General features: G+C 55.3%; 9 protein-coding genes and 1 tRNA gene. 9 read left to right on the plus strand and 1 reads right to left on the minus strand.

The features are described 5' to 3' along the window. Positions 1-361 precede the first annotated feature (361 nt). The 9 genes from ACPLUI_RS06545 (at position 362) to disA (ending at position 9,782) form a co-directional block, all read left to right on the plus strand. A complete protein-coding gene (locus ACPLUI_RS06545; RefSeq protein ID WP_424659467.1) occupies positions 362-1,657 on the plus strand; it encodes a Glu/Leu/Phe/Val family dehydrogenase in 1,296 nt (431 codons plus the stop codon). A gap of 127 nt (positions 1,658-1,784) precedes the next feature. Further along, positions 1,785-2,024 carry a MoaD/ThiS family protein gene (locus tag ACPLUI_RS06550; RefSeq protein ID WP_424659468.1) on the plus strand — a complete coding sequence of 80 codons (240 nt, stop codon included), beginning with the start codon at positions 1,785-1,787 and terminating at the stop codon, positions 2,022-2,024. 119 nt (positions 2,025-2,143) lie between these two features. Then, positions 2,144-2,218: transfer RNA gene (locus ACPLUI_RS06555), tRNA-Asn, on the plus strand. Between the two features lie 260 nt (positions 2,219-2,478). Continuing rightward, a complete protein-coding gene (locus tag ACPLUI_RS06560) occupies positions 2,479-2,949 on the plus strand; it encodes a CtsR family transcriptional regulator (protein ID WP_424659469.1) in 471 nt (156 codons plus the stop codon). Between the two features lie 61 nt (positions 2,950-3,010). After that, on the plus strand, positions 3,011-3,532 hold the full coding sequence (locus ACPLUI_RS06565) for a UvrB/UvrC motif-containing protein (protein WP_424659470.1): 522 nt from the start codon (positions 3,011-3,013) through the stop codon (positions 3,530-3,532). Between the two features lie 4 nt (positions 3,533-3,536). Beyond that, positions 3,537-4,610 (plus strand): protein arginine kinase, encoded by a 1,074-nt coding sequence (locus ACPLUI_RS06570; protein WP_424659471.1) that lies wholly within the window; start codon positions 3,537-3,539, stop codon positions 4,608-4,610. A gap of 24 nt (positions 4,611-4,634) precedes the next feature. After that, on the plus strand, positions 4,635-7,100 hold the full coding sequence (locus ACPLUI_RS06575; RefSeq protein WP_424659472.1) for an ATP-dependent Clp protease ATP-binding subunit: 2,466 nt from the start codon (positions 4,635-4,637) through the stop codon (positions 7,098-7,100). 235 nt (positions 7,101-7,335) lie between these two features. Further along, a complete protein-coding gene (gene radA, locus ACPLUI_RS06580; RefSeq protein WP_424659473.1) occupies positions 7,336-8,697 on the plus strand; it encodes a DNA repair protein RadA in 1,362 nt (453 codons plus the stop codon). Next, positions 8,694-9,782, plus strand: a complete 1,089-nt coding sequence (gene disA / locus ACPLUI_RS06585; RefSeq protein WP_424659474.1) for a DNA integrity scanning diadenylate cyclase DisA — start codon at positions 8,694-8,696, stop codon at positions 9,780-9,782. Before radA ends, disA begins: the two co-directional genes overlap by 4 nt. A gap of 25 nt (positions 9,783-9,807) precedes the next feature. On the opposite strand, the gene ACPLUI_RS06590 is transcribed toward disA, so the two are convergent. Then, a complete protein-coding gene (locus ACPLUI_RS06590) occupies positions 9,808-10,206 on the minus strand; it encodes a DUF1573 domain-containing protein (protein WP_424659475.1) in 399 nt (132 codons plus the stop codon). Between the last annotated feature and the right edge of the window lie 146 nt (positions 10,207-10,352).

Below are 10,352 nucleotides of genomic sequence, written 5' to 3' on the forward strand. Positions count from 1 at the left end.
CCGCATGTCCGGTGGTGTGAGAGGACGGGGGCTAGCCGCCCCCTCCTACTCGATTCTTTAGCCCGTACCTTCAAGCTATCTAAATCCGAGATTGATATCTCAATTTGTTACGGGATGCCGTGATTTGAGCAACCTGGCCCAACCCCCTTTTCTTAACACGCCCTAAGTGATATACCATAATTTCCTTACGGTACCGGCGCGTGATATTACCGCTGCTGTAAGGTAAAAGGTTGCTTTTTTGTCTTTTAGGGTGAGCATCAAGAAGAGGCCATTTTTATATTGGCATGGTTATTGCTCCTGGCAAATTATAAGTTGCATACAGTATACGCACTTCGGGCACTTAAAATTGGGGGGTATAAAAATGGCCGAGGTAAATCCGTTTGTCAGCGCACAGCAGGAGATCAAGCGGGCGGTGAATCGTATGGGTCTGCACCCGGCGGTGTATGAAATCTTGAAGCAGCCCATGAAGGTGCTTACCGTGGTTATTCCGGTGGAAATGGACGACGGGACTGTTCGTGTTTTTACCGGCTACCGGGTTCAGCATAATAGTGCTTTAGGGCCGGCCAAGGGCGGTATACGATTTCACCCCGACGTTACTCTGGAAGAAGTGAAAGCGCTGGCCATGTGGATGACCTTCAAATGTGCGGTAGTGGGCCTGCCTTACGGTGGGGGTAAAGGTGGCGTAATCTGCAATCCCAGGGAACTCTCCCCCGGGGAACTGGAAAGACTGAGCCGGGGCTACGTACGGGCTGTGGCCGAGATTTTAGGTCCTGATAAAGATATCCCGGCACCGGATGTATATACCAACCCGCGGATCATGGCCTGGATGATGGATGAATTCAGCCGCTATAAAGGACATATCGAGTTTGGAGTTATTACCGGCAAGCCGCTGGTTGTGGGCGGGTCGGCTGGACGCAACGAAGCCACCGCGCGGGGGTGTGCCATTGTAGTGCGGGAGGCTGCTAAAATGCTGGGCATACCCCTGGCCGGAGCCAGGGTGGCCGTGCAGGGTTTCGGGAATGCCGGCAGCATTGTGGCCCGGCTTCTCCACGAAATGGGCTGCCGCATCGTCGCCGTTGTGGATTCCACCGGCGGGGCCTGTAATACTGCCGGGATGGATCCGGTAAAATTGCGTGAATATAAGATGAGGACCGGTTCTGTAAAAGGTTTCCCCGGTAGCAGACCCATTTCCTCTGCCGAGCTGCTCACCATGGACTGCGATATTCTGGTGCCGGCGGCGCTGGAAAACCAGATTACCGCCAGTGTGGCCGGGCAGGTGAGGGCGAAGATTGTGGCCGAGGCGGCCAACGGCCCGACCACGCCTGAAGGCGACCGGATATTGAACCAGAAGGGGATTTTTGTCATACCTGATATCCTGGCCAGTGCGGGAGGGGTTACGGTTTCCTACTTTGAATGGGTTCAAAACAACATGGGGTATTACTGGACCGAGGAAGAGGTCAACCGCCGTCTTGAGGAAATCATGGTACGTGGTTTTCATGAAGTGGTCACCATGCACAAATCGGGCAAGGATGTGGATATGCGTCTGGCCGCCTACATGGTCGCAGTGAAGAGGGTGGCCGAAGCTATGGAAGTGCGGGGATGGTTGGGCAATACGGCCCGCATGACCGCTTCCCGGGTTGAGGCCATGCTGGCCTGACAGAAGAGTGGCGGGGCCTTGCCCCCCTGTTTTGAATTTTCCGGGAACCCGTGACCCCGGGGACCATTTCTGATAGAATAAACCTGTAGAATAAACCTGACTACTTATATCACAGGGGTGTGCGATTATGGAAGTAAAGGTCGAACTGCGGGGTTACCTTTCCAGTTACGCACCCCCGGATGCCGTAAGCGGGCGGATTACTCTGGAGATTCCGCTTGACTCTACCGTAAAGAATGTGCTGGAGAAAGTTCATATACCGGAAAAGTATGTCGGCCTTATTTTAATTAACGGGCAGAAAGCCGGGATGCCGGACCGGTTGCGTCAGGGCGACACCGTTACTATCTTTCCGGTTGTGGCGGGCGGTTAGGCCCGCCGCCTTTCCGGGTTGAAAGCCGCCAGGTGCTATACTTGACAAGTAGATCGTCAAAAGAGGGGCTTGACGGGCGAAGAGGCTTGTAGTATAATGATTACTGGCGTTGAGGTTATTCCCCGATAGCTCAACGGTAGAGCATCCGGCTGTTAACCGGAGGGTTGTAGGTTCGAATCCTACTCGGGGAGCCAGTTGAGAGTAAGACATACCTGTGAGGGTACAGGTATGTCTTTTTTATTTTTCTGCATGGTTTTTACCAAAAAATAAAATCTCGAAAAGCACAAAAAAACGAAAAAATAAAGCGTCCGGGGAATCTCTTTAAAAGCTGTCGGTTATAATGGTAATAATTTGCAGTAAAAGATTCTGCCGGTGCTTTGTATTTTTTCAAAGGATCTGGTTTATAATAAAAGTGAAAGTCAGTCAAAGTCAAAGTCAGGGAGGGTGGTGGTATTTGTCAAACATCTCAGACCTTATCGAACGGTATTTAAAGGAACTGCTTGCCACCAGCAGCCGGGGAATGATCGAGATCCGGCGCAACGAGCTGGCGGAGAGATTTAATTGCGTTCCCTCCCAGATTAATTATGTTCTCGCTACCCGTTTTACAGTGGAGCACGGCTTTCTGGTGGAAAGCCGGCGGGGAGGCGGTGGATATGTGCGCATAATGCAGTTACCACGGGATGAAAGGCTGGATGCCATCAGCCAGCTTTTAAACCTGGTAGGCAGGGAAATATCCCAGCAGCGGGCACAGGCGATCATTGAACGCCTGTGGCAGGAAAAACTGATCACTGACCGCGAGTTCCGGATGATGCGGGCGGTGGTTGACCGTGAGGTGCTGCGCGTGGCTCTACCGGCCCGGGACCAGTTACGGGCACTGATCCTGCGCGCCATGATCATGAGTTTGTTGAACAAGAAGGGTGAATAAAACAGGCATCTGGGGAATACTTTCTGCCGATGCCAGCCAGCCAACAGGAGGGATAAAGAAGATGGAATGCGAACGTTGCCATCAGAGACCGGCCACTGTTCACCTGACGGAAATAATCAACAATGAGAAACGGACGATGCGCCTGTGCGAACAGTGTGCCCGGGAGTTGCAGGCTCAGGCCATGGGGTTTTTCCCACAGATAAACCTGCACAATTTCCTGGCCGGGCTGTTGCATAATGAATTTGGCTTCACCGCCACCGGTCCCACCGTAGCACCGGCAGGGGTCCGGTGTGAAGCCTGCGGGCTGACGGAAGCCCAATTTGCCCGCCAGGGTTTGCTGGGATGCGGGGAGTGTTACCGTTATTTCGGCCCCCGGCTTGAACACGTGTTCCGGCGGATCCACGGTAATACCTTCCATACGGGGAAGGTACCCGAACGTACCGGTGGCAAAGTGCGTGTTATCAACCGCATTGAGCGGTTGAAGGCCCAACTGCGGGAGGCCATCAGCCGGGAAGAGTTCGAGCGGGCAGCCGAATTGCGGGATGCCATCCGGGAACTGGAAAAGGAGCTTCAGGAGGGATAAGGTTATGACCATCAGAGAAACCGTAAATAATCCCCACAGTCACTGGATGGATGGAACGGGTCCCGAGTCGGATATCGTAATCAGCAGCCGGGTGCGGGTGGCCCGGAATCTGGCCCATTTACCTTTTCCCCACCTTTTGTCCCGGGAGAAGGCTGAGGATGTGATCCATGCCGTTCAAACGGCCGTGGAAAACAGGGTCTTTCGGGAAAAAATGGGCAAAATGGAATTGACACGCATGAACGAATTGACCCCGGTGGAAAGGCAGATACTAGTAGAAAAACACCTGATCAGCCCTGATTTACTGGAGGATTTCGAACGCAAGGCGGTGGTGCTGCGGGACGACGAAGTGCTAAGTGTGATGGTCAATGAAGAGGATCACCTGCGTCTGCAGTGCCTCCTGCCGGGCCTGCAGCTGAACAGGGCCTGGGAACTGGTCAGCCGCCTTGACGACGGCCTGGAAGCTACTCTGGACTATGCTTTTGACGAAAAACTGGGTTATCTGACGGCCTGCCCCACCAATGTGGGAACGGGTCTGCGAGCATCGGTTATGCTACACCTGCCCGGCCTTGTGATGGTCAATCAGATCAAAGGGGTGCTGGGTACTATTACCAAGCTGGGGCTCACCGTGCGCGGCCTTTACGGTGAGGGCACCGAGGCCAAAGGCAACCTGTTCCAGGTGTCCAACCAGGTTACCCTGGGGCAGGCGGAGGAGGATATTATTGCCAACCTCATTTCGGTAACCCGCCAGCTCCTGGGGCAGGAGAGGGCTGCCCGGGAAGCCCTTTACCGTGAGCGGCGGGAGCAGCTGGAGGACCGGGTAGGGCGTGCTTACGGCTTGTTGAAGCATGCCCGGGTAATGACTTCGGAAGAGGCCATGAGCCTGTTTTCCGACCTGCGCCTGGGTATAGATATGGGTATTATCAAAAATATCCCGGCACCGCTGATCATCGAATTAATGGTACTCACCAGACCGGCCTTTCTGGTGAAAGTTACCGGTAAGGACCTGAGTCCGGTGGAAAGGGATATCTACCGTGCCCAGTTAATCCGTAGAAAGTTATCGGCAGCTCAACAGTCTTAAAAATACGATAGGAGGTGTATAAACATGTTGTTCGGCCGGTTTACTCAAAGGGCACAAAAAGTACTGTTTCTTGCTCAGGAAGAAGCCAGAAGGCTTAATTACCCGTACGTAGGTACGGAACACCTGCTGCTCGGGCTGATCCGGGAAGGGGAGGGCGTGGCGGCCAAAGCCCTCGCCAGCCTGGGTATTGACGCCGATAAGGTGCGGGCCACCGTTGAGCAGATGGTAGAAAAGGTGTCCGGCCCCATGCCGCAGGAGATTCCTTTAACCCCGCGGGCCAAGCGGGTGCTGGAACTGGCTGTGGACGAGGCCCGGCGCATGGGCCATAACTATGTGGGGACGGAACACCTTCTCCTGGGGTTGATCCGGGAGGGTGAAGGTGTGGCTGCACGGGCGTTGACCTCACTGGGGGCGGATCTTAACAGGGTGCGCAGTGTTATCGTGCAGATGCTCGGTGGTGCCGCGGCGGGAGACACTCCGGGACAGGTGGGTGCGGCCCGGCCCCGGGCTACCAATACTCCCACCCTGGATCAGTTCGGCCGGGACCTCACGGCTCTGGCCCGGGATGACAAGCTGGACCCCGTGGTGGGCCGGGAGAAGGAGATTGAGAGGGTCATACAGATCTTGAGCCGGCGTACCAAGAACAACCCGGTGCTCATCGGTGAGCCGGGAGTGGGGAAAACCGCCATCGCCGAAGGACTGGCTCAAAGGATTGTGCAGGGAAACGTGCCCGAGGTTTTGCTCAACAAAAGAGTGGTTACCCTGGACCTGGCTTCCATGGTGGCCGGCACCAAATACCGGGGCGAGTTTGAAGAGCGCATTAAGAAGGTTATTGACGAAATTGTCAAGGCCGGCAATATCATTGTTTTCATTGATGAGCTGCATACATTGATTGGTGCCGGGGCGGCGGAAGGGGCCATCGATGCAGCGAACATCCTGAAACCCGCCCTGGCCCGGGGTGAGCTCCAGTGTATCGGGGCCACCACCCTGGACGAGTACCGCAAGCATATTGAGAGGGACCCCGCCCTGGAGCGTCGTTTCCAACCCATCATGGTGGAAGAACCGACGGTTGAGGAAACCATAGCCATTTTAAAGGGGCTGCGGGATAAGTACGAAGCCCATCACCGGGTGCGCATAACCGATGAGGCCCTGGAAGCAGCGGCCAGGCTTTCGGACCGCTACATCACCGACCGCTTCCTGCCGGACAAGGCCATCGACCTGGTTGATGAGGCCAGTTCCCGCGTACGTTTGAAGGCTTTTACCGCCCCGCCCAACCTCAAGGACCTGGAGAAGCGGATTGAGGAAATCCAGAAAGAAAAGGAGGCCGCCGTCAACAACCAGGAGTTTGAAAAAGCCGCCCAGTTGCGGGACCAGGAGCAGCAGTTGAAAAAAGAGCTGGAAGCCCGGCGGCAGGACTGGCAGGCGGCCAGGGGCAAGGAGGAACTGGTTGTTACGGAGGAAGACATCGCCCAGATCGTCAGCAGCTGGACCGGTATTCCGGTGAAGAAATTGGCCGAAGAAGAAACCGAACGCCTTATGAGGCTCGAGGAGATTCTGCACCAGCGGGTGGTGGGTCAGGATGAGGCGGTCCGGGCCGTAGCCCGTTCGGTACGCCGGGCGCGGGCCGGGCTGAAGGATCCCAAGCGGCCCATTGGTTCATTCATCTTCCTCGGCCCCACCGGTGTGGGTAAAACCGAGCTGGCCCGGGCCCTGGCTGAAGCTCTCTTTGGTGACGAAGATGCCCTGGTGCGTCTGGACATGAGCGAATACATGGAGCGGTTTGCCGTCTCCCGGCTGGTGGGAGCGCCTCCGGGTTATGTCGGTTACGAGGAGGGGGGCCAGCTTACCGAAGCTGTGCGCCGCAAGCCCTACACCGTGGTCCTGCTGGACGAGATTGAGAAGGCCCACCCGGACGTGTTCAACATCTTGCTGCAGGTCCTGGAAGACGGACGTTTGACGGATGCCAAGGGCAGGACGGTGGACTTCCGTAACACGGTGATCATCATGACCTCAAACGTTGGGGTGCACACCCTGCGCAAGGAAGGGACCATGGGCTTCCGTACCGAACATGACAGGGAAGCCAGCTACGAGCGCATGAAGGAGCGGGTGACGGAAGAGTTAAAACGCACCTTCCGGCCGGAATTTTTAAACCGTATTGACGAAATTATCGTGTTCCACTCCCTGACCGCGGAGCACATTAAGGAAATTGTGGGCCTGATGCTTAAAGAAGTGGCCAGGAGGATGAAGGAACACGACGTTGAAGTGGAGTTCACCGAAGCGGCCAAAGAGATCCTGGCCAAAGAAGGTTTCGACGAAACCTATGGTGCCAGACCCTTGCGCCGGGCCATCCAGCGCCTGGTGGAAGACCGCCTCTCCGAGGAGCTCCTGAAGGGTACTTTCCAAAAGGGCGACCGGGTGGTGGTGGACGGCGAAGACGGCCGGATTGTGGTGCGCAAAGCCGAAGCGACCGCAAGCGGACAGGACCGATAATATGTAGCAGGAGGCGCGTGTTCCCGCGCCTCCTGTAAATATTCCTATGAACGCTTCCATAAAAATTAATTGTAAAATCTTTAATTTTAGCAGATCCTGTTCTGGCATTGTTTTTAACTTGTTGAAACAAACTAAGAAATGTTATACTAGAAATGTTATCCTGTGTAAAAACGTAATCCTCGCTGACGAAATTCTACTTAAAGAAAAAAGTCCTGGTTTTGATGGGGGAGAGTGAATGGCCGTTAAAACCCGCTTTTGCTGCCAGGAATGCGGACACTGCACCCCCCGCTGGTTCGGCCGCTGTCCTGAATGCGGAGCCTGGAATACCCTGGTGGAGGAGACGGTTACCGGGGTAAAGCAGCGCCCCGGCGCGGTTGCTCCCGTTCCGCTCCCCATGACCAGGATTTCGCTGGATAAAGATGAACGTTTTTCCACCGGTGTCGGGGAATTGGACCGGGTCCTGGGGGGCGGTGTAGTACCGGCATCCCTGATTCTGCTGGGCGGAGATCCCGGAATTGGCAAATCCACTCTCCTTTTGCAGGTAGCCACCTGCGTAGCCGGTGCCGGACAGGTGGTGCTTTATGTTACCGGTGAGGAATCGGTGCAGCAGGTGCGCTTGAGGGCCTTCCGCCTGGGGTTGGAGTCCAGCCGGTTGTATCTTCTGGCGGAAACAGATATAGATGCGGTTGAAAATAGCATCAGAGCTTTAAATCCCGCCCTGGTGGTCGTGGATTCCATCCAGACCGTGCATAAGGTCGATTTTGGTTCGGCTCCGGGCAGCGTAGGGCAGGTGCGGGAGTGTGCCACCCAGCTAATGCGCCTGGCCAAGGAAACGGGAGTAGCCATTTTTCTGGTCGGCCACGTAACCAAGGAAGGACTTCTGGCAGGGCCCCGGGTTCTCGAACACATGGTTGATGCAGTACTGTACCTGGAGGGGGAAAGACACCAATCCTTCCGTATATTGCGGGGTGTTAAAAACAGGTTCGGGTCCACCAACGAGATTGGCGTTTTTGAAATGAAAGATGAGGGCCTGGTCGAGGTTGCCAATCCCTCTTCCCTGTTTATGGTCCAGCATCCCGCCGGGCCTGTGGCCGGGGCGGTGGTGGTCCCCACCCTGGAAGGAACAAGACCGCTGCTGGTGGAAATACAGGCCCTGGTTTCGCCCACGGGCTTTGGCAACCCCCGGCGTATGACGGCAGGAGTGGACTACAACCGGGTGGTACTGATCATGGCTGTGCTGGAAAAGCGGGTCGGCCTGCACCTGAGCGGTTATGACGCTTACGTCAACGCAGTGGGCGGGGTGCGCCTGGTGGAGCCGGCGGTAGACCTGGGCATAGCGGTAGCCCTGACTTCCAGCTTCCGGGATGTTCCCGTAAACTGCCGGCTGGCAGTGGTGGGGGAGATAGGCCTGACCGGGGAACTCCGTCCCGTCACCGGGATAGAGAAACGTGTTCAGGAAGCGGCACAGCTGGGGTTTACCCGTTTCCTGCTGCCCCGGGCGAATTTGGCACAGGTGGATTCGCACCGGGTGGGAATCATGACTGTTCTGGGGGCTCAGACGCTGTCCGAAGCCCTTGAAATAGCCCTGGAACAATGAGGGGTGAAACCTTGAAGGAGGAACGTGTGGAAGACAGGCTGTTACAATTGTTGCGTACCGTGGCTCCCGGTACCCCGTTGCGGGAAGGCCTGGAGAACATCCTGCGCGCGAAGACGGGGGCTCTCATTGTTATTGGTGACTCGCCGGAAGTGATGGAAATTGCTGAAGGCGGATTTGCCGTCAACGCGGAATTTACGCCGGCCAACCTTTATGAACTGGCCAAGATGGACGGGGCCATTATTTTAAGTTCGGACTTAAAGCGCATTCTGGCGGCAAATACCCAGCTCATTCCCAACCTGAGCATTCCGTCCACCGAAACCGGGATCAGGCACCGTACGGCCGAACGGGTGGCCAAACAAACAGGTGCGATGGTTATTTCCATTTCCGAGCGCCGTGGAATAATTACGATCTACAAAGGCAATTTGAAGTATGTGTTGCGGGATGTGGGGGTAATTCTGGCCAAGGCCAACCAGGCCATTCAGACTCTGGAAAAATACCGGTCGGTACTGGACCGGGTGGTTACAGAGTTGAGCATTCTGGAGTTTGAAGAGGCGGTTACTCTCTTCGATGTCAGCCGGGCCATCCAGCGGGTCGAAATGGTGCTGAGGGTAGTCAAGGAAATTGAAAAATACATCAGCGAACTGGGTGTAGAAGGCAGGTTGATCACCATGCAACTGGAAGAGCTGGTGACCGGCGTGGAACATGAGGGGCTGTTGATCATCCGTGATTATGCTACTGCTTCGGATAAACCCCCCGGTACCATTCTGGGCATGATCAACAGCTGGCCGGCGGAGGACCTCCTGGACCTCTCTCTGATTGCGCGGGCTCTGGGTTATCCCGGGAGCGCGAGCATCCTGGACCAGAGCGTTTCGCCCAGAGGGTACCGCATTCTGGATAAAATTCCCCGCCTGCCCCTACCCGTGATTGAGAACATGGTGAAAAAGTTTGGCTCGCTAAAAAATATCATTAATGCCAGCATTGAAGAACTCGATGCGGTGGAAGGCATCGGGGAGGCGCGGGCCCGTTCAATCAAGGAAGGTCTGGCCCGTTACCGCGAACAGCTCGTCCAGGAACGGCACAGTTAAAAAAGGCGCAGTTAAACGCCTTTTTTCAGGCCAGGTTGTATATGCCTAGAATGCGCAACTGTTTCAGCTCCCTGGCGACAATATCGTCCAGGTTCAAATCAAGCAGGTGGCAGAGTGCCGCCAGGTAAAACAGACAGCGTCCAATGGCGTTTTCTACCGCTTCCCTGCATTCCTCGCACATTTCCCCGACCAGGTGTGATTCCAGCAGATGACGCAGGTCGGCCAGCGTTGCTTCGGGGGGGATTTCTTTTTTACGGGCATTTATTTTCAGACAGCCACAACTGGTTACCGTTTTAATCACTGCCCGGTTGAGACGGGCGTTTACTTCCTGGGTTTTAGCCAGAACATCGAGCACGCTGCGGTTGTAGACCAGTACTTCTGAAACGGTGCGCTGAAAATCGTCATAAAGTATATTTTTGACCAAAACGGTACCACTCCTTTGTAAAAATAGCCCTTTTTGATAATTATACCCATCGGGGACTTGTCCTGTCAAACGAGCCGGAGTTGCCAAAATTGCTGTGTCAACGGACAGTGAAAATGTCACCTAAAAAAGGCTTTATCTGGACTGAG

It is taken from the genome of Desulfofundulus sp. (assembly GCF_049701015.1).
Classification (GTDB): domain Bacteria; phylum Bacillota; class Desulfotomaculia; order Desulfotomaculales; family Desulfovirgulaceae; genus Desulfofundulus.

Excerpts from the sequence above, each read along its gene's own strand:
- ACPLUI_RS06545 (WP_424659467.1), top strand. The coding sequence starts at position 362 with ATGGCCGAGGTAAATCCGTTTGTCAGCGCACAGCAGGAGATCAAGCGG.
- ACPLUI_RS06550 (WP_424659468.1), top strand. The coding sequence starts at position 1,785 with ATGGAAGTAAAGGTCGAACTGCGGGGTTACCTTTCCAGTTACGCACCC.
- ACPLUI_RS06565 (WP_424659470.1), top strand. The coding sequence starts at position 3,011 with ATGGAATGCGAACGTTGCCATCAGAGACCGGCCACTGTTCACCTGACG.
- ACPLUI_RS06570 (WP_424659471.1), top strand. The coding sequence starts at position 3,537 with ATGACCATCAGAGAAACCGTAAATAATCCCCACAGTCACTGGATGGAT.
- ACPLUI_RS06575 (WP_424659472.1), top strand. The coding sequence starts at position 4,635 with ATGTTGTTCGGCCGGTTTACTCAAAGGGCACAAAAAGTACTGTTTCTT.
- radA (WP_424659473.1), top strand. The coding sequence starts at position 7,336 with ATGGCCGTTAAAACCCGCTTTTGCTGCCAGGAATGCGGACACTGCACC.
- disA (WP_424659474.1), top strand. The coding sequence starts at position 8,694 with ATGAGGGGTGAAACCTTGAAGGAGGAACGTGTGGAAGACAGGCTGTTA.